The organism is Kitasatospora humi (assembly GCF_020907985.1).
GTDB lineage: Bacteria > Actinomycetota > Actinomycetes > Streptomycetales > Streptomycetaceae > Kitasatospora > Kitasatospora humi.
The window spans coordinates 36,860-55,995 of sequence record NZ_JAJJPA010000045.1 but is presented as its reverse complement, the minus strand read 5'-3'; the positions used below and the strand labels follow the sequence as shown (position 1 = coordinate 55,995).

Annotated in this window: 15 protein-coding genes and 1 pseudogene; 11 read left to right on the top strand and 5 right to left on the bottom strand. The window is 73.9% G+C overall.

What is annotated here, in order from left to right; genetic code table 11:
* Positions 1 to 1,320 (bottom strand): annotated as a pseudogene (locus LN042_RS38115) (hypothetical protein); the annotation flags it as partial.
* Between the two features lie 48 nt (positions 1,321 to 1,368).
* On the opposite strand from LN042_RS38115, the gene LN042_RS29580 reads away from it, so the two are divergent.
* Positions 1,369 to 2,229 carry a tetratricopeptide repeat protein gene (locus LN042_RS29580; RefSeq protein WP_230054479.1) on the top strand — a complete coding sequence of 287 codons (861 nt, stop codon included), beginning with the start codon at positions 1,369 to 1,371 and terminating at the stop codon, positions 2,227 to 2,229.
* A gap of 83 nt (positions 2,230 to 2,312) precedes the next feature.
* Here the strand turns inward: LN042_RS29580 and LN042_RS29575 are convergent, their stop codons facing one another.
* Positions 2,313 to 3,692 (bottom strand): DUF1015 family protein, encoded by a 1,380-nt coding sequence (locus tag LN042_RS29575; protein ID WP_230054471.1) that lies wholly within the window; start codon positions 3,690 to 3,692, stop codon positions 2,313 to 2,315.
* A 206-nt stretch (positions 3,693 to 3,898) separates the two neighbouring features.
* Between LN042_RS29575 and LN042_RS29570 the strand changes: the two genes are divergently transcribed.
* On the top strand, positions 3,899 to 4,432 hold the full coding sequence (locus LN042_RS29570) for a tetratricopeptide repeat protein (RefSeq protein WP_230054470.1): 534 nt from the start codon (positions 3,899 to 3,901) through the stop codon (positions 4,430 to 4,432).
* Positions 4,429 to 5,460: an HAD-IIA family hydrolase gene (locus LN042_RS29565; RefSeq protein WP_230054469.1), complete on the top strand. Its 1,032-nt coding sequence runs from the start codon at positions 4,429 to 4,431 to the stop codon at positions 5,458 to 5,460. The genes LN042_RS29570 and LN042_RS29565 overlap by 4 nt, the downstream gene beginning before the upstream one ends.
* Before the next feature lie 176 nt (positions 5,461 to 5,636).
* Here the strand turns inward: LN042_RS29565 and LN042_RS29560 are convergent, their stop codons facing one another.
* Positions 5,637 to 5,984 (bottom strand): SCP2 sterol-binding domain-containing protein, encoded by a 348-nt coding sequence (locus tag LN042_RS29560; RefSeq protein WP_230054468.1) that lies wholly within the window; start codon positions 5,982 to 5,984, stop codon positions 5,637 to 5,639.
* A 137-nt stretch (positions 5,985 to 6,121) separates the two neighbouring features.
* Between LN042_RS29560 and LN042_RS29555 the strand changes: the two genes are divergently transcribed.
* The 4 genes from LN042_RS29555 (at position 6,122) to LN042_RS29540 (ending at position 9,129) form a co-directional block, all read left to right on the top strand.
* On the top strand, positions 6,122 to 7,021 hold the full coding sequence (locus LN042_RS29555) for a hypothetical protein (protein WP_230054467.1): 900 nt from the start codon (positions 6,122 to 6,124) through the stop codon (positions 7,019 to 7,021).
* Positions 7,014 to 7,337 (top strand): hypothetical protein, encoded by a 324-nt coding sequence (locus LN042_RS29550; RefSeq protein ID WP_230054466.1) that lies wholly within the window; start codon positions 7,014 to 7,016, stop codon positions 7,335 to 7,337. Before LN042_RS29555 ends, LN042_RS29550 begins: the two co-directional genes overlap by 8 nt.
* 13 nt (positions 7,338 to 7,350) lie before the next feature.
* On the top strand, positions 7,351 to 8,157 hold the full coding sequence (locus LN042_RS29545) for a TlyA family RNA methyltransferase (RefSeq protein WP_230054478.1): 807 nt from the start codon (positions 7,351 to 7,353) through the stop codon (positions 8,155 to 8,157).
* Between the two features lie 69 nt (positions 8,158 to 8,226).
* Complete coding sequence (locus LN042_RS29540) at positions 8,227 to 9,129, top strand: NAD kinase (RefSeq protein ID WP_230054465.1); 903 nt, start codon at positions 8,227 to 8,229, stop codon at positions 9,127 to 9,129.
* A 200-nt stretch (positions 9,130 to 9,329) separates the two neighbouring features.
* On the opposite strand, the gene yczR is transcribed toward LN042_RS29540, so the two are convergent.
* The gene (gene yczR, locus LN042_RS29535) at positions 9,330 to 10,838 is read right to left on the bottom strand and encodes a MocR-like transcription factor YczR (RefSeq protein ID WP_230054464.1); all 1,509 of its coding nucleotides are present in this window, start codon (positions 10,836 to 10,838) and stop codon (positions 9,330 to 9,332) included.
* 101 nt (positions 10,839 to 10,939) lie between these two features.
* On the opposite strand from yczR, the gene yczE reads away from it, so the two are divergent.
* From yczE to LN042_RS29520, 3 genes are all read left to right on the top strand, one after another.
* Complete coding sequence (gene yczE / locus LN042_RS29530) at positions 10,940 to 11,635, top strand: membrane protein YczE (RefSeq protein ID WP_230054463.1); 696 nt, start codon at positions 10,940 to 10,942, stop codon at positions 11,633 to 11,635.
* Positions 11,636 to 11,657: 22 nt separating this feature from the next.
* The gene (gene recN / locus LN042_RS29525; RefSeq protein WP_230054477.1) at positions 11,658 to 13,391 is read left to right on the top strand and encodes a DNA repair protein RecN; all 1,734 of its coding nucleotides are present in this window, start codon (positions 11,658 to 11,660) and stop codon (positions 13,389 to 13,391) included.
* A gap of 73 nt (positions 13,392 to 13,464) precedes the next feature.
* Positions 13,465 to 14,637, top strand: a complete 1,173-nt coding sequence (locus LN042_RS29520) for a glycosyltransferase family 4 protein (RefSeq protein ID WP_230054462.1) — start codon at positions 13,465 to 13,467, stop codon at positions 14,635 to 14,637.
* 83 nt (positions 14,638 to 14,720) lie between these two features.
* Here the strand turns inward: LN042_RS29520 and LN042_RS29515 are convergent, their stop codons facing one another.
* Positions 14,721 to 16,688: a glycoside hydrolase family 15 protein gene (locus LN042_RS29515; RefSeq protein ID WP_230054461.1), complete on the bottom strand. Its 1,968-nt coding sequence runs from the start codon at positions 16,686 to 16,688 to the stop codon at positions 14,721 to 14,723.
* 653 nt (positions 16,689 to 17,341) lie between these two features.
* Here LN042_RS29515 and pyrG point away from each other — a divergent pair.
* Entirely contained in the window at positions 17,342 to 19,015 is a 1,674-nt protein-coding gene (pyrG, locus tag LN042_RS29510; protein WP_249801628.1) for a CTP synthase, read from the top strand.
* The last annotated feature ends 121 nt before the right edge of the window (positions 19,016 to 19,136 follow it).

Sequence of the window (19,136 nt, the reverse complement as noted above, 5' to 3'; positions counted from 1 at the left end):
TAGGCCGTGGCCCCAGCGATGAGCTGGGGTCACGGCCTTTTTGCTTTTCCGAACACCGATGCTGAAACGCTCCGCCCGCCACTCCCAGGCGCGAGGCCGGAGCCGATGCTTGACAATGAAAGTGGTGCTTGGCCTGTGCCGGCACCCAGCCGCGTGCGGCGCTTCGGCGAACCGAATCGCGGCGAAGCTGATGATGTAGAAGGAGTCACCGCGATGAACCCGCCCCAGGACCGCCCCGACCGTCGATCCGGAGAAGGCCGAGGCTACGAGCCGCGATCCCGTGGCGGCTGGTCGAACGACCGCGGCCCGCGTCGGGACGACCGCGACGGTGGCCAGCGCCGCGACGACCGTGACCGTGACCGTGACCGCAGTGGTGACCGTGGCGGCTACCGCCGCGACGACCGGCCCTCTTACGGTGACCGCGACCGTGGTGGGGACCGTGGCGGGTACCGTCGCGATGACCGTCCGTCCGGTGACCGTGGCGGCTACCGTCGCGAGGAGCGTCCGTCGTATGGCGACCGCGACCGTGGTGGGGACCGTGGCGGGTTCCGCCGCGATGACCGCCCGTCGGGTGACCGTGGCGGCTACCGTCGCGAGGAGCGCCCGTCGGGTGACCGTGGCGGGTTCCGCCGTGAGGAGCGTCCCTCGTACGGTGACCGCGACCGTGGTGGGGACCGTGGCGGGTTCCGCCGGGACGACCGTCCGTCCGGTGACCGTGGCGGCTACCGCCGTGAGGAGCGTCCGTCGTACGGCGACCGCGACCGTGGTGGGGACCGCGGTGGTTTCCGTCGTGACGACCGTCCGTCGGGTGACCGTGGCGGGTTCCGCCGTGAGGAGCGTCCCTCGTACGGTGACCGCGACCGCGAGCGCGGCGGTGACCGCGGCGGGTTCCGCCGTGAGGAGCGTCCGTCGTACGGCGACCGCGACCGTGGTGGCGAGCGCGGTGGTTTCCGTCGTGACGACCGTCCGTCGGGTGACCGTGGCGGCTACCGCCGTGAGGAGCGCCCCTCGTACGGCGACCGCGACCGCGAGCGCGGCGGTGACCGTGGCGGGTTCCGCCGTGACGACCGTCCGTCCGGTGACCGTGGCGGCTACCGCCGTGAGGAGCGCCCCTCGTACGGCGACCGCGACCGCGAGCGCGGCGGCGACCGCGGCGGCGACCGCGGCGGCTTCCGCCGCGAGGGTCGGCCCGGTGGCGAGCGCGGTGGCCGGCCGTACGGCGACCGTGACCGCGGCGGCCGCTCGTTCGAGGGCCGGCGTGGCGGCGACCGCGAGCGCGGTGGCTACGAGGACCGGCGCGGCAACCAGGAGCCGGTGCACCGGCTCCCGATCCCGGAGGACGTCACCGGCAGCGAGCTGGACGCCGACGTGCACCAGGAGCTGAAGAGCCTGCCGAAGACGCTGGCCGACGACGTGGCCCGCAACCTGGTCATGGTGGCGCGTCTGCTCGACAGCGAGCCGGAGGAGGCCTACAAGTACTCCCGGGTCGCGCTGCGCCTGGCCTCGCGCGTGCCGTCGGTGCGGGAGGCGGCCGGGTTCGCCTCGTACATGACGCAGCGCTACTTGGAGGCGCTGACCGAGTTCCGTGCGGCCCGCCGGATGACCGGGCGTGCCGACCTCTGGCCGGTGATGGCCGACTGCGAGCGCGGTCTCGGCCGCCCGGAGAAGGCGCTGGCGATGGCCGGTGAGCCCGAGGTGAAGCAGCTGGACAAGGCCGGCCAGGTCGAGATGCGGCTGGTCGCGGCCGGTGCCCGCACCGACATGGGCCAGTTCGACGCCGCCGTGGTGACCCTGCAGAGCCCGGAGCTGGCCTCCAGCGCCATCCAGCCGTGGACGGCCCGCCTGCGGTACGCCTACGCGGATGCGCTGATCGCCGCCGGTCGGGCCGACGAGGCACGCGAGTGGTTCGCCAAGGCCGCCGAGGCGGACCCGGAGGGCAGCACCAACGCCTCCGAGCGGCTCGCCGAGATCGACGGTCTGGAGTTCGTGGACGCGCTGGACCCGGAGGCCGAGGAGGCCGAGGTGCCGGCCGAGCGTCCGGCGGCGGCCCGCGGCTCCCGGGACACCCGCACCGACGAGGGCCAGGACAAGGTCATCTTCGAGGAGGACGAGGACGTCGAGGAGTACTACGACGAGGACGACCTGGAGCTGGAGGAGGCCTCCGCCGAGGAGGCCGACCAGATCGAGCGCGACCGCGCCGCCCGTCGTGACGAGGGCGACCGCGGCTGACCTGCCGCAGCGCGCAACCCGCCACTGACGGGTGTGGCCCCCTCGACCGGATGCCCGGTCGAGGGGGCCACACCCCGTCTTCGTCAGCCCAGTTCGAGGCTGCGCAGCACCAGCCCGGTGGCCGGCTTGGGGCCGAAGGAGGTGGACTTGCGCGGCATGGTGACGCCCTGCTCGGCGAGCCGGCGGACCACCCGCTCCGCCACCGGGTGCAGCAGCACCGCGGTGCCGCCGGACTGGGCGGCCTCGCGCTCGGCGGCCTCCGCGGTGTGCAGGTAGCCGATCTCCTCGGCGCTGTCCGGCACCCGCCAGACGTGCTCCAGCAGCGTGGCGTGCAGCACCGTGGCATCCAGGTGGCGCCACTCCTCGGGCCGGTCCCGGCGGACCGAGGAGTCCAGCAGGGCCTGGTCCGGCCCGGTGAGCAGGTGGTACTCCCCGGTGCCCCCGGTCAGCACGAACGCGTTCTGGCCGGCCTCCTTGGCCCGGGCCATGGTGTCCAGGGCGGCGCTGAGCGGGCCGTCGAGCCGCAGCAGCCGCCAACCGTCCTGCTCCGACTTGAGCGCGGCCAGCGCGTCCTCGATCGGCAGCCGGTAGAGCACCCGGTGGATGGCCCGCACCCGCAGCGGGTAGCGCGCGGTGTCCACCAGCAGCACCATGCCGCGGTCCCAGGGGCTGAACGGCAGGTGCCGGTGCTCGCGCTGCAGCCGCAGGTACATCTCCCAGCGGTGGTGCCCGTCGGCGATCAGCGCCCGGCAGGTGGCCAGGTCGCGGCTGACCTCGGCCAGTTCGGCCGGCTCGGTGACGGCCCAGAGGCGGTGCCGGGTGCCGTCCGAGGTGGTGGTGGTGAGCAGGGGCTCGCCCGCCACTGCGCGCTCGATCACCGCGGCCGCGCCACCCTTGCCCCGGTAGGTGAGCAGCAGCGGCTCCAGGTTGGCGCGGGTGGTGCGCATCAGGCCGACCCGGTCGGCGACCGGGCGCGGCATCACGTCCTCGTGCGGCAGCACCACGCCGGTCTCGCTGCCGCTGACCGCGAGCGCGCCGATCAGGCCTCGCTGCAGCAGCTCGCCGCTGGGGCTGTCGGGGGCGGTGCGCTGCTCGTAGACGTAGAGCGCCGGCGTGGGGTCGGGGGCGAGCACGCCGTCGCGCAACCAGGAGTCGAGCAGCCGGGCGGCGTGCCGGTAGCGGGTGTCCCGGTCGGGACGCTCACCGGTGTCGTCCGGTTCTGGGCGCGGCAGGATGAGCCTGACTACGTTATGTGGATCGGCGGTCTCCAGGCTCAACCTGCTGTGCGGGTCCACCACGTCGTAGGGCGGGGAGGTGACTGCCGAGAGGCCGCCGACACGCTCGCGGACGTAACGCAGCCCACGGAACGGTGACAGCGACAACCCCGCGGTGGCGACATGCCCGGGGTCGCCGGGGCCACCGGTGGAGGCCGTGGCCTCGTGCCCTGCACTGGGTGCACTCATCAGTTCTCTCCCGAGGGTCTCCGGCGGATGCCGGCGGAGATTCAGTTCGTCCGGCCGGCGCGGGATCGCCGCGCCGCCGGTGAATGTCCGTGCTTGAGTCGTCCCCTCCGCGGTGCGGTGGAGACGGTCAATCTGGGAAGGGTATCCGGGAACCAGGTTGTTCCCAGATCTTGGGGATGAATCCGTCGATCGGAGCGAGGCCGAGCATGAGTGGTGGGCAGGGGCAGGCCGCCGGCGGGGCGGGCGGGGGGCCGGGGGCCGGCGACGGGCGGCCGCTGGGGGACGTCTACGAGTGGTTCCGCCGGGGCCAGCGGTTGCTCGCCGAGGGCCACCCGGCGGCGGCCGAGCAGGTGCTGGCGCGGGCCGCGGCCGCCGAGCCCGAGTCCAAGAGCATCCGGGAGACGCTGGCCAGAGCCCAGTTCGACGGCGGCCGGTACGCCGAGGCGGCGGAGAACTTCCGGGTGGTGGCGCAGGCCGATCCCTCGGACGACTACGCTCAGTTCGGCTGGGGCGTCGCGGCCGCGCGACTGGGCGACTTCGAGACCTCCGTGGAGCACCTGGCGCTGGCGGTGGCGATGCGGCCGCAGGACGAGCACTACCGCAAGGCGCTGCGGCACTCCCGGGCGACCCTCGCGGCCCGGGCCGGTGCCTTCGGGCCGCTGCTGCCCGGCGCGCCCGGCTACGCACCACCCGCACCACCCCAGTCCGACCAGTCGACCGACGAGGATGATCAGGCATGACGACCGCCCGGATACCCGGTCACACCGCTCAGCCGCCGGCCGCGGTGTACGACACCGCGCTGCTCGACCTGGACGGCGTGGTCTACGCCGGAGCCGCCGCGATCGACCATGCGGTGGAGGCGCTGGACGCGGCCCGGTCCTGCGGCATGCGGCTCGCCTACGTGACCAACAACGCCTCGCGGCCGCCGCGGGCGGTGGCTGAGCACCTGACCTCGCTCGGGGTGCCGGCCGAGCCCGCCGACGTGATCAACTCGGCGCAGGCCGCCGCCCGGCTGGTCGCCGAGAAGGTGCCGGCCGGGTCGAAGGTGCTGGTGATCGGCGGTGCCGGGCTGGTCGAGGCGCTGGCCGAGCGCGGCCTGGTGGCCGTCGAGTCGCTGGCCGACGGGCCGGCGGCGGTGGTGCAGGGCTTCGACCCGTCCGTGGGCTGGGCGCGGCTGGCGGAGGCCTCCTACGCGGTGGCTGCCGGGCTGCCCTGGGTGGCGTCCAACCTGGACATGTCGATCCCGACCGCGCGCGGCATCGCGCCGGGCAACGGCACGCTGGTGGCCGCCGTCCGCACCGCCACCGGCGCGGAGCCGGAGGTGGCGGGCAAGCCGCTGCCGCCGATGCACCGGGAGACGGTGCTGCGCACCGGGGCGAAGCGGCCGCTGGTGGTCGGCGACCGGTTGGACACCGACATCGAGGGTGCCCACAACGGCGGGGTGGACAGCCTGCTGGTCTTCACCGGGGTGACCACCCCGGCCCAACTGCTCACCGCGCCGGTGCGGCAGCGGCCCACCTACCTGGCCGCCGACCTGCGCGGCCTGCTGGAGCCGCATCCCGAGGTGACCGCGCTGCCGGACGGCGGCTTCGGCTGCCGGGGCGTGCGGGCGCGCGTGCTGGACGGTGAGCTGCGGCTGGAGGGGGCGAGCAGCGCGGGTGACCGGTTCGACGGCCTGCGGGCGCTCTGCGCGGCGGCCTGGGCGGCGCTGGACGGTGGCGGCGAGCCGGTGGACGGGCGCAAGGCGCTGGCCGAGCTGGGGTGGTGAGCGGATCCCCGCTCCTGGGTGGAGCCCCGCTCCTGGGTGGAGCCCCGCTCCTGGGTGGATCCGCGCTCCTGGGTGGATCCCCGCTCCCGGGTGGATCCCCGCTCCTGGGTGGATCCGGGGTCTGAGCGGGCCGGCGGCCCGGAGCCGTCGGCTCGGTGGCGCGGAACCCGATCGGCTCAGAGCAGGGTGCGCAGCCGGAGCAGGTCGCGCAGGCCGGCCTCCAGCTTGACCCGTCCGGACGCCCAGGCCTTGGCGAAGTTGAGCTCACCGTCGACCAGGGCCACCAGGTCGTCGCTGGTCATGGTGAGCCGGATCGCCGCCGGGCGCTCGGGCTTGCCGGGAGTCTGGGCGATGTCCTCGATCCGGCCGTCCCGCAGGATGCCGGTGAAGGTCAGGTCCAGGTCGGTGATCCGGCAGCTCAGCGAGCGGTCCACGGCCGCGGCGCTGCGCACCTTGCCGTCGGCGGTGGCCAGGTTGTGGCCGAACTGCTCCAGCGCCGCGCGGCACTCCTCGACGTCGGCCATGGTCTTGCTCTCCCTGCGGGTCCTGAATGCCTCTGTTCGGCCACGGTACCCGGCGTCGGCCGCCGATTGCTGCCGCGCGGTACCGGGATCAGGCGGTAGCGTCAGGAACGACGACGGTGCGGAGGAGGCAGCGGGAGATGCGGCAGGGGCTTCGGCAGTACATGGAGTTGGCCGCCGGTCTGGCGGAGGAGGCCGGCAAGCGGGTGGTGGGCACGGCCACCGAGCTGCTGGATCGGGCCGGCGTCGACGTCGTCGCCGCCGAGCGGACGGTGGCCACGCTGGCCCAGGAGGTGGTCACGGCCTCCCGGGGCGGCATCGACCTGGCGGTGGGCCTGGCCCGGACGGAGGCCGAGAAGGCCGTGGAGCGGGTCAGCCGGCTCGGGGACCAGGTGGTGAAGGTCGGCGTGGTGCTGGAGTACCTGGAGGGCAAGCTGCGCAGCCTGGAGGAGGGCGGTGAGCCGTCGGCCGCCCCGCCCTCGTCCTCGACGTCGGAGCGGGGTCCGGTGGGCGGCGTAGGCCGGGCCGGCGGGCTGTTCGCGGACGACTGGGCGCCGGAGCAGGAGCGGGAGCGGGAGGCCGGCGGTGCCGAGCGGGAGCCGGAGCCGCTGCACGCCCAGGGGGCCCCGGTGACGCCTGCGGCCGAGACGACCGAGACCGCCGAGGCAGTCGGGACGGCCGGGACGCCTGAGACGCCCGAGACGCTCGAGCGGACGGCGCCGGCCAAGCGGACGGTGGCGAAGAGGACCGCGGCCGAGAAGACCACCACCGCGAGGGCCATCGCGAAGGCAACCGCGACCAAGAAGGCCACCGCGGCCGGGCGGCCGGTCACCGCCAAGAAGACGGCCGCCAAGAAGAGTCCCGCCAAGAAGGCGGCGGCGAAGAAGGCCATCGAGACGGTGCACCAGGCCACGGTCGAGAAGGCGGAGGCCAAGGAGAGCCCTGCCAAGAAGACCACCGCGAAGAAGACCGCGGCCAGGAAGACCGCGGCCAAGAAGGCTGCCCCGAAGCGTCCGGAGACGGGGGAGACCGATGTCTGACGTGCCGCCCTCCACCGCCTCCGCAGAGCCCACCGCCTCCACCGAGCCCACCGCCTCCACCGAGCCCACCGCCTCCACCGAGCCCACCGAGCCCGTGGGGCCACCCGAGCCTCCCGAGCCGCTGTTCCGCACCCCCGAGCCGGAGCCGCTCGGCGTCGAGCTGCTCCCCACCGGCCACGACGAGGTGGACGCCGAGCTGGCCGGCCTGTCCCGGCTGGACGGGGTGCCGACGGTCGAGCACCCCGCCGTGTACGAAAATGTCCAGCAGAGGCTCAACACGATCCTCACTTCGCTGGACGAACACGCTAGGAGCTGAACCACCCGTGGCAGTGGCACGACGCCGACTCGACGCCGAACTGGTCCGCCGCAACCTGGCCCGTTCGCGCGAGCACGCCAGCGAGCTGATCGCCGCCGGCCGGGTGACGGTGGGCGGCGCGGTGGCGACCAAGCCGGCCACCCAGGTGGAGACCGCCGCCGCGGTGGTCGTCGCCAAGGACGAGAACGACCCGGACTACGTCTCCCGGGGCGGTCACAAGCTGGCCGGCGCGTTCCAGGCGTTCATCCCGCAGGGCCTGGTGGTCGAGGGCCGCCGGGCGCTGGACGCGGGAGCCTCCACCGGCGGCTTCACCGATGTGCTGCTGCGCGCCGGCGCGGCCAAGGTACTGGCGGTCGACGTGGGCTACGGCCAGCTCGCGTGGTCGCTGCAGAGCGACGACCGGGTGGTCGTGATGGACCGCACCAATGTGCGCGAGCTGACCCCGGAGCTGATCGGCGGGGAGCCGGTCGACCTGGTGGTCGGCGACCTGTCGTTCATCTCGCTGGGCCTGGTGCTGCCCGCGCTGTCGAGCTGCGCGGCCCCGGACGCCGACCTGGTGCTGATGGTGAAGCCGCAGTTCGAGATCGGCAAGGAGCGCCTGGGCAGCGGCGGCGTGGTCCGCAGCCCGCAGCTGCGCGCCGAGATGGTCCGTCAGGTAGCCGGTCAGGCCTGGGAGTTGGGCTGGGGAGTTCGTGCGGTAACGGCCAGCCCGCTGCCCGGTCCTTCGGGTAATGTCGAGTACTTCCTGTGGATGCGCCGTGATGCCGCGCAGCTCGATCCGGCCGAGGCCGACCGGGCGGTGGCCGAAGGGCCCCGCTAGCGGGAGGGCCGTCGATAGGCTGCCGCAGGGCAGGCGTGCTCGGGTGGACGTAGGGAGAGGGTAGGGCAGTTGAGCGAGGAACGTACGGTCTTCCTGATCGCGCACACCGGCCGGGAGGCGGCCCTGCGCAGCGTCGAGCAGCTGGTCCACGGCCTGCTGAAGGCGGGCCTGAAGATCAGGCTGCTGGAAGCCGAGGCGGTCGACCTCGATCTGCCCGAGGGGGTGCAGACGGTGCCGGCCGGCCACGGTGCGGCGGACGGTTGCGAGTTGATCCTGGTGGCCGGTGGGGACGGCACCCTGCTGCGCGGTGCCGAGCTGGCCCGGGACACCGGCCTGCCGATGCTCGGCATCAACCTGGGCCGGGTGGGCTTCCTGGCCGAGGCGGAGCGCGACGACCTGGCCGTGGTGGTCGAGCGGGTGGTGGACCGCACCTACGAGGTCGAGGAGCGGATGACGCTGGACGTCCTGGTGCGCACCAATGGTGATGTGATGCACCAGGATTGGGCGCTGAACGAGGCCTCGGTGGAGAAGGCGTCCCGGGAGCGGATGCTGGAGGTGGTCACCGAGGTGGACGGCCGCCCGGTCTCCAATTTCGGCTGCGACGGCGTGGTGCTGTCCACACCCACCGGCTCCACCGCCTACGCCTTCTCCGGCGGCGGCCCGGTGGTCTGGCCCGAGGTGGAGGCGCTGCTGATGGTGCCGATCAGCGCGCACGCGCTGTTCGCCCGCCCGCTGGTCACCTCGCCGCGGTCGGTGCTGGCGGTCGAGGTGCAGCCGAAGACCCCGCACGGCGTGCTCTGGTGCGACGGGCGGCGCTCCTTCGAGCTGCCCGCCGGGGCCAGGGTGGAGGTGCGGCGCGGGCAGGTGCCGGTGCGGTTGGCCCGGCTGCACCGGGCGCCGTTCACCGACCGGCTGGTGGCCAAGTTCGCGCTGCCGGTGGCCGGTTGGCGGGGTCGCACGGGCAGTCACTGACCCGCTGACGGCGGCCTCAGACCGCCGGGGCCGCCGCAGGCCGCGGCAGACCGCCCGAGGCAGCCTCAAGGCGCCGGGGCGGCCTCATAACACCGGGCCGCCCCCAACCACCCGGCCGCCCCCCAACCACGAGGCCGTCTCGAACCGCCTCGAACCGCCGGCCGCCCCCAACCACCGGCCGCCCCGAACCGCCGGCCGCGTCAGACCGCCAGGGCGGCGGCGCTGCCGAGGGTGCCGGCCCAGCCGCGGCCGTCCTGCTGGGCGGCCAGTTCGGCGGTGGCGGCGAGCCGTTCGACGGTCTCCGCGGCGGCGGCCGGCGGCACGGTCAGCGGTAGCCGGACGAAGCCCTCGAAGGCGCCGTCCAGCCCGAACAGCGCACCGGGCGCGACCCGCACCCCGGTGCGCTCGCCGGCCCTGGCGATGGCGGTGCCGGACAGCCCGCCGGTGTCGACCCAGAGCGTGATCCCGCCGGCCGGTTCGGCGAACCGCCAGTGCGGCAGCCGCTCGCGCAGCGCCGGCAGCAGCGCCTCGGCGCCGGTCCGCAGCTGGCCGAGGCGCAGCTCGCGCAGCTCGGGCAGCCGTTCGCCGATCAGGTGGGCGCAGATCAGCTGCTCCAGCACGGCGGTGCCGTGGTCGTGGTGCAGCCGCTCGGTGGCGAGTTGGCGGATCAGCGCGGGAGCCGCCCGCACCCAGCCGACCCGCAGCCCGCCCCAGGCCAGCTTGCCGGCCGAGCCCACGGTGATCACCTGGGCCGCCCTGTCCAGCCCGGCCATCGGCCGTGGTAGCGCCGATGCCTGCTTCCGCCAAGCGAGTTCGGCCATGGTCTCGTCGACCAGCACCAGCGTGCCGGCGGAGCGGGCGGCGGCGAGCAGGTCGCGGCGCTGCTGCTCGTCGATCAGGGTGCCGGTCGGGTTGTGGAAGTCGGGGATGACGTAGGCGAGCCGGGGGGCGGCGCCGCGCATCACCTGGCGCCACTCGGTCAGGTCCCAGCGGGGCAGGGTGAGCGGATGGTCGCGCCGCTGCGGCACCGAGACCAGCCGGGCGCCGCAGTTGCGCAGCGCCTGCAGCACGTGTGCGTAGCTGGGGGTCTCCACCGCGACCCGTTCGCCGGGGCGCAGCAGGGTGCCGAAGAGTAGCACCAGGGCGCTCATCGCACCGCTGGTGATCAGGATCTGGTCGGGGGTGGTGGGCAGGCCGCGCCTGGTGAACCGGTCGGCCACCGCCTCGCGCAGCGCCGGGATGCCGGTGGGGTAGTGGCCGTGGCCCTGGGCGTAGGCGGGCAACTGCTCGACGGCCCGGGCGGTGGCTTCGGTGAAGAGTGGTTGCGGGGCCGGCGGGGTGGCGGCGCCGAGGTCGATCACCTGGCCGGCACCCTCGGGCGGCACCGGGAAGAGGGCGTCCCCGGGCGGGCGGCTGCCTTCGGGCAGCGCCGTCCAGCTGCCGGAACCGCGGCGGCTGTGCAGGTAGCCGGCCTCGCGCAGCGCGTCGTAGGCGGCGGCGATGGTGGTGCGGCTGACCGAGAGGGCGGCGGCGAGTTCGCGTTCGGCGGGCAGCCGGGTGCCGACCGGCAGCCGGCCGTCGGTGAGCAGCAGCTGCACCTGGCGGGCCAGCGCCCGGTAGACCGGGTGGCTCGGACCGGTCGGCGCCTGGGTGGTGCGCAGCAGGCGGGCGAGCGCTGCCGGGGTGACGGTGCTGTGCCATTCACTCATACAAGCAGTCCACTTCGCTCGGATTGGCTCTGTCAAGAGGGCAGGTGGACTTCTCATGATGGCGGGGCGGCCCGCACCGGGCCAAGATCCAAGGAGTTGAGATGGCGATCCTCGTGCTGCCCCGCGACACCGTCGGCCTCGGTCGGCGGCTGTCCCAACTGATGGCCGGGTTGGTGCTCTACGGGGTCAGCATGGCGATGGCGTTCCGTTCCTCGCTGGGCCAGTCCCCGTGGGGCGTCTTCCACCAGGGCGCGGCCGCCCACCTGGGACTGTCCATCGGCACCGTGGTCCTGCTGGTCGGCGTCGTGGTGCTGCTGCTCTGGATACCGCTGCGCCAGCGTCCGGGCATAGGCACGGTCGCCAACGTGCTGGTCCTCGGGGTGGCGATGGACGCCACCGACGCGGTGCTGCCCGCCCCGCACGGCCTGCCGGCGCGGATCGCGCTGATGGTCGGCGGCATCGTGCTGAACGGCGCGGCCGGCGGGATGTACATCGGCGCCCGGTTCGGCCCGGGCCCGCGCGACGGGCTGATGACCGGCCTGCACCGGCGCACCGGGCGCTCGCTGCGCCTGCTGCGCACCGGGGTCGAGCTGACGGTGCTGCTCACCGGGGTGCTGCTGGGCGGTGACGCCGGGGTGGGGACGCTCGCCTACGCGCTGGCGATCGGTCCGCTGACCCAGTACTTCCTCGCGGTGTTCACACCTTCGAGCACCCGTGGTGACGCCGAGCGCCCGGAACGAATGAACTTCACGGTCATAGGTCGTCCTTCGTCGCGCGCCGGGGGCGGGGTCTCGTAAGGTCGTCTCCGTGTTGGACGAGATGCGGATACGGGATCTGGGCGTCATCGACGACGCGGTGGTGGAACTGGCCCCCGGCCTGACCGTCGTGACGGGCGAGACCGGCGCGGGCAAGACCATGGTGGTGACCAGCCTGGGCCTGCTGCTCGGCGGCCGGGCCGACCCGGCCCTGGTCCGCGGCGGTGCCGACCGCGCCGTGGTGGAGGGCCGGCTCGACCTGCCCGCCGACTCCGCGGCCGCCGCCCGGGCGCTGGACGCCGGCGCCGAGCTGGACGAGGGCGCCCTGCTGATCAGCCGTACCGTCTCCGCCGAGGGCCGCTCCCGGGCGCACGTCGGCGGCCGCTCGGTGCCGGTCGGCCTGCTGGCCGAGCTCGGCGAGGAGCTGATCGCGGTGCACGGCCAGAGCGACCAGCAGCGGCTGCTCCGCCCGGCCCGCCAGCGCGGCGCCCTGGACCGCTACGCCGGCCAGGCGCTGGCCGAGCCGCTGGCCCGCTACCGGACCGGCTACCGGCGGTTGCGCGAGGTCACCGAGACCCTGGCCGAGCTGACCACCCAGGCGCGGGAGCGGATCCAGGAGGCCGATCTGCTGCGGTTCGGCCTGGAGGAGATCGCCGCCGCCGAACCGGTGGCCGGTGAGGAGGTCGAGCTGGCGGCCGAGGCCGAGCGGCTCGGCCACGCCGACGCGCTCTCCTCGGCCGCCGTGCTGGCGCACGCCGCGCTGGCCGGCGACCCGGCCGACCCCGACCTGCTGGACGCCGGCACCCTGCTCGGCCAGGCCCGCCGCGCACTGGACGCGGTGCGCGGGCACGACGAGCGGCTGGCCGTCCTCGCCGACCGGCTGGCCGAGGTCGGCTACCTGCTCGCCGACGTGGCCGGCGACCTCGCGCTCTACGCCGACGACCTGGACGCCGACCCGGCCCGGCTGGCGGCCGTCGAGGAGCGCCGGGCGGTGCTCGCCCAGCTGATCCGCAAGTACGGCTCACCCGAGGGAGGCACTGCCGAGGTGGTCGCCTGGGCCGAGCAGGGCGCGCTGCGGCTGGCCGAACTCGAAGGCGACGACGACCGGATCGAGGAGCTCCAGGCCGAGCGGACCAGCCTGCGGGCCGAACTGGCCGCCCTGGCCGCCGAGGTGTCGGCGGCCCGCCAGGCCGCGGCCGGCCGGTTCGCGGACGCGGTCTCCGCCGAGCTGACCGAGCTCGCCATGCCGCACGCCCGGGTGACCTTCGACCTCACTCGACTGGATGACCCGGACGGTCTGGAGCTTGACGGCCGGACCGTCGCCTACGGCCCGCACGGCGTGGACGAGGTCGAGGTGCTGCTGGCCCCGCACCCGGGCGCGCCGGCCCGGCCGATCGCCAAGGGCGCCTCGGGCGGTGAGCTCTCCCGGGTGATGCTCGCCGTCGAGGTGGTCTTCGCCGGTGCCGACCCGGTGCCGACCTACCTCTTCGACGAGGTCGACCAGGGGGTCGGCGGCAAGGCCGCGGTGGAGATCGGCCGCCGGCTGGCCAAGCTGGCCCGTACCGCCCAGGTGGTGGTGGTCACCCACCTGCCGCAGGTGGCGGCCTTCGCCGACCGGCACCTGGTGGTGGAGAAGACCAACGACGGCACCGTCACCCGCAGTGGCGTCAAGACCCTCAGCGACGAAGAGCGGGTACGCGAACTCTCCCGGATGCTGGCCGGCCTGGAGGACTCCGAGCTGGGCCGTGCGCATGCCGAGGAGCTGCTCGCCACCGCGCGTTCGCCCAGGGAGGGTTAACAACCGTTTATCGTTCTCCCCAGTAGTGGGCCACTGCGGTGGCGAGTTCCCTAACGAGTCGGAGCGAGACGACGTGGAGCATTCCTCCGCCCGGGGCAGCGCGGCCGGCGCTTCCGGCGGCCAGCTGCATGTGGTGCTGGTGCTGTCCGCCGGCAGCGGCGGGATCGGCGCCCATGTGCGGTCACTGGCCCAGGGGCTGGTGGCGCACGGTGTGAAGGTCACGCTGTGCGCCCCCGCGGACTCGGACGCGCTGTTCGCCTTCTCCCGCACCGGTGCGGTCTTCCAGCCGGTGGAGATCACCGCGACCTCTGACTGGCGCAGTGACGCCACCGCGATCGGCGAGCTGCGCCGCGCCTTCACCAGCGCAGACCTGGTGCACGCCCACGGGCTGCGGGCCGGACTGCTCTCCGACCTCGCGCTGCGCACCGCGGGCCGGCTGCCCGGGCTGCGCCCGGAGACCCCGCTGGTGGTGACGTCCCATCACGCGCTGCTCGCCACCGGCTTGGAGCGGCGCCTGCAGCGGCTGATGGAGCGGCGGGTGGCCCGGGCCGCCGACCTGGTGCTGGGCGCCTCCTCGGACTTGGTGGCCCGGGCCCGCGAGCTGGGCGCGACGGACGCCCGGCTCGGCCCGGTCGCCGCGCCGCCGCTGGCCCCCGGCACGCTGGACCGCACGGCGGCCCGCGCGATGCTGCTCGGTCCGAACGAGCCCGACCGGCCACTGGTGCTGGCGATCGGCCGGCTGGTGCCGCACAAGGGGTTCGGCCAGCTCCTCGACGCCTCCCGGGAGCTGCTCGGCGGCGCCGGGCCGACCCCGCTGGTGCTGCTCGCCGGGGACGGGCCGCAGGCCCCCGAACTGCGCGAGCGGATCGCCGCCGAGCAGCTCCCGGTGCGGCTGCTCGGCCACCGCACCGACGTGCCGGAGCTGCTGACGGCGGCCGACGCCGTGGTGATCAGCAGCCGCTGGGAGGCCCGCTCGGCGGTCGCCCAGGAGGCGCTGCGCGCCGGGGTGCCGCTGGTGGCCACCGCGGTCGGCGGGATCCCCGAGCTGGTGGGGGACGCGGCGGTGCTGGTGCCCGCCGGCGATCCGGCCGCGCTCGGCACCGCCGTCCGGGAGCTGCTCGCCGACCCCGACCGCCGCACGGCGCTCGCCGCCGCCGGGCCGGCGCAGGCCGCCACCTGGCCCGACGAGGCCGCCACCGTGGCGCAGGTGCTCAGCACCTACGACGAGCTGGTGCAGCACGGCTGACAGTCCCGGTCCGATCCTGGCCCGGTCCCGGCCCGGTTCCGGCTCGGTCCCGGCCCGGTCGCGGGCCGGGACCAGGCCGGCGCTCAGACCGGCTGGCGCACCGGCCGGCCGGCGGGCTGCGTCTGCGGGGCCAGGTAGACGGCGCCGACCGCGGTCAGCCGCAGCGCGGTGTCGATCAGCGGCACGTGGCTGAACGCCTGCGGGAAGTTCCCCACCTGGCGCTTGGTCACCGGGTCCCACTCCTCGGCGAGCAGACCGAGGTCGTTGCGCAGCGAGAGCAGCCGGTCGAACAGCTCCCGGGCCTCGCCCACCCGGCCGATCATCGCCAGGTCGTCGGCCAGCCAGAACGAGCAGGCCAGGAACGCGCCCTCGTGACCCGACAGGCCGTCGACGTTCTCACCCGTCTCGTCGTGCGTGGGGTAGCGCAGCACGAAGCCGTCCGGGGTGGCCAGTTCGCGCTGGATCGCCTCGATGGTGCCGATCACCCGCTTGTCGTCCGGCGGCAGGAACCCGACCTGCGGGATCAGCAGCAGCGCGGCATCCAGCTCGGTGCCGCCGTAGTACTGGGTGAAGGTGTTGCGCTCCGGGTCGTAGCCCTTCTCGCAGACGTCCGCGTGGATCTCGTCGCGCAGCGCCCGCCAGCGCTCCAGCGGGCCCTCGGTCTCGGTCTGCTCGATCAGCTTGATGGTGCGGTCGACCGCCACCCAGGCCATCACCTTGGAGTGGACGAAGTGCCGGCGCGGCCCGCGGACCTCCCAGATCCCCTCGTCCGGGGCCTTCCAGTGCTCCTCCAGGTAGCCGATCAGCCGCAGCTGCAGCAGGTGGGCGTGGTCGCTGCGGGACAGGCCGGTCATCTGGGCCAGGTAGAGGGCCTCCACGACCTCGCCGTAGACGTCCAGTTGGAGCTGGTCGGCGGCGCCGTTGCCGACCCGGACCGGGGCCGAGTTCTCGTAGCCCGGCAGCCAGTCCAGATGGGTCTCGGTGAGCTCGCGCTGGCCGGTGATCGAGTACATGATCTGCAGGTTCTCCGGGTCGCCGGCGACCGCGCGGAGCAGCCACTCGCGCCAGGCCCGGGCCTCCTCGCGGTAGCCGGTGCGCAGCAGCGAGGAGAGGGTGATCGCGGCGTCCCGCAGCCAGGTGTAGCGGTAGTCCCAGTTCCGCTCGCCGCCGATGTCCTCGGGCAGCGAGGTGGTGGGGGCCGCCACGATGCCGCCGGTGGGCGCGTAGGTGAGCGCCTTCAAGGTGATCAGCGAGCGGACCACGGCGTCCCGGTAGGGGCCCTGGTAGGTGCACTGGGCGACCCAGTCCGACCAGAACTCCTCGGTGAGCGCCAGCGAGGCCTCCGGGTCGGGCGCCTCCGGCGGGGCCAGGTGCGAGTGCTGCCAGGTGAGCGCGAAGGTGACCCGCTCGCCGGCGGCGATGGTGAAGTCGGCGTAGGTGGTGAGGTTGCGCCCGTAGGTCTCGGCCGCGCCGTCCAGCCAGACCGAGTCCGGGCCGGCCACGGCGACCGTGCGGTGGCCGCCGCCGGGCTGCTCGACCCGGTGGACCCAGGGGACGACCTTGCCGTAGCTGAACCGCATCCGCAGCGCGGACCGCATCCGCACCGTGCCGCTGACCCCCTCCACCACGCGGATCATCTGCGGCACCGGCTCCTGCTCCGCGAGGTGGCGCGGCGGCATGAAGTCGATCACCCGGACACTGCCCTTCGGCATGTCCCACTCCTGCTCCAGGATCAGCGAGTCACCCCGGTAGCGGCGGCGGTCGGCGGGCACGGCCGGGGCGGCGGCGCTGCTCGGGACCGTCCGCAGCTCACTCGAATCGGTGAACGGCGCGCGCGGCGCCGGTGCGGTGTTCACGGGCGGGGCGACCGGGGCGGCCTCCGCGGGACCGATCCGCCAGAACCCGTGTTCATCGGTGCCCAGCAGGCCGGCGAAGACGGCGGGGGAGTCGAACCGGGGCAGGCAGAGCCAGTCCACGGCGCCATCTCTGCTGACCAGGGCGGCGGTCTGCATGTCCCCGATAAGGGCGTAGTCCTCGATACGGCCGGCCACGTGAATCTCCAGTTCGCGGTAGTGCTCGGCGGTCGCCGACCGGGGCGAGAGCGGATCCTGCGGCGCCGGGGGAGGGCGCTGGCCCGGACCGGGCGCCCCCGCCGGCCGCTGGTGGCGGTTCGGGCGGGGACTGGCCGCCCGGAGCCGGTCGGGCTCCGGGCCTGGGCACTGCTGGGGAACTGGTGGAGCGGGGGGAGCCCGGTCGCGCAGCGGGAACGCGGGGTCTCGTCCGGACCCGCGTCCTCGGCGTGCTCTGCTGTCGGCGATGCGTCCGTGCAGGATACGACGGCGGCACGGGCCTCAGCACCCGGAAACGATCAGGTACATCCGTCTGCACAGGACGAGTCGGCGAAAGTAGCCCGGCCGGGTGAGAGCGGCGGTTGAACGGGGCATCCGATGGTGATCATTCCGGGTCACCGCGGGGTGATCCGACTGGTCCCCGCGGTGGCCGAGGTTCACCCGGCCGGGTCAGCGGGGAGGCGGGCGACGGCGTGACGTCCAGCGCGCTGATACCCTGGTACCCCGTGGACTGGTGGGATCAACCGCCCCGGACCCGCTGACTGACGACCCCGGATTCACCCCGGAGGATCAGTCCAGGTGTCCGTCGACTCCACCAGCGTCAGCTTCGACACGCGACCCACGGGAGCCCCCTCTTGGCACAGCCCCATTCCGGCAAGTCGGCCAACGGCCGCGCCGTGACGACCAAGCACCTCTTCGTCACCGGGGGTGTCGCCTCCTCGCTCGGCAAGGGGCTCACCGCCTCCAGCCTCGGTGCCCTGCTCAAGGCCCGCGGCCTGCGGGTGACGATGCAGAAGCTCGACCCGTACCTGAACGTCGACCCGGGCACCATGAACCCGTTCCAGCACGGCGAGGTGTTCGTCACCGACGACGGCGCCGAGACCGACCTGGACATCGGCCACTACGAGCGGTTCCTGGACACCAACCTGCACGGCTCGGCCAATGTGACCACCGGCCAGGTCTACTCCACCGTGATCGCCAAGGAGCGCCGCGGCGAGTACCTGGGCGACACCGTCCAGGTGATCCCCCACATCACCAACGAGATCAAGTCCCGGATCCGCCGGATGGCGACCGAGGACGTCGACGTGGTGATCACCGAGGTCGGCGGCACCGTCGGCGACATCGAGTCGCTGCCGTTCCTGGAGGCCGTGCGCCAGGTGCGCCACGAGGTCGGCCGGGACAACGTCTTCTTCGTGCACGTGTCGCTGCTGCCCTACATCGGCCCGTCCGGCGAGCTGAAGACCAAGCCCACCCAGCACTCGGTGGCCGCGCTGCGCAACATCGGCATCCAGCCGGACGCCATCGTGCTGCGCGCCGACCGCGAGGTGCCGCAGGCGATCAAGCGCAAGATCTCGCTGATGTGCGACGTGGACGAGGAGGCCGTGGTCGCGGCCATCGACGCCAAGTCGATCTACGACATCCCCAAGGTGCTGCACGGTGAGGGCCTGGACGCCTACGTGGTGCGCCGGCTCGACCTGCCGTTCCGCGACGTGGACTGGACCACCTGGGACGACCTGCTGCGCCGGGTCCACGAGCCGCAGCACATCGTCAAGGTGGCGCTGGTCGGCAAGTACATCGACCTGCCGGACGCCTACCTGTCGGTGACCGAGGCGCTGCGGGCCGGCGGCTTCGCCAACAACGCCCGGGTCGAGATCAAGTGGGTCACCTCGGACGAGTGCGAGACCCCCGAGGGCGCCCGCGAGCAGCTCGGTGACGTGGACGCGATCTGCATCCCCGGCGGCTTCGGCGACCGCGGTGTGAACGGCAAGGTCGGCGCGATCACCTACGCCCGTGAGAACCGGATCCCGCTGCTGGGCCTCTGCCTGGGCCTGCAGTGCGTGGTCATCGAGGCGGCGCGCAACCTGGCCGGGCTGGCGGAGGCCAACTCCACCGAGTTCGACCCGGCCGCCAAGCACCCCGTGATCTCCACCATGGCCGAGCAGCTGGCGATCGTCGACGGCAAGGGCGACCTGGGCGGCACCATGCGCCTGGGCCTGTACCCGGCCAAGCTGGCCGAGGGCTCGATCGTCCGCGAGGTCTACGGCGGCGAGCAGTACGTCGACGAGCGGCACCGCCACCGCTACGAGGTCAACAACGCCTACCGGGCCGACCTGGAGAAGACCGGCCTGGTCTTCTCGGGCCTCTCCCCGAAGGGCGACCTGGTGGAGTACGTCGAGTACCCGCGCGAGGTGCACCCCTACCTGGTCGCCACCCAGGCCCACCCGGAGCTGAAGTCGCGCCCCACCCGCCCGCACCCGCTCTTCGCGGGGCTGGTGGCCGCGGCCATCAAGATCAAGACCGGCGCGTAGCAGGACTCGCGCAGTGAGACGGACGGCTCACTGATGTCAGCGGCGGCCATTCGGGTCCTTCCCCGAGTGGCCGCCGTTTCCCGTGAGGCCGTGCCGTACCTTTGTGTCGTACTGACGAGAA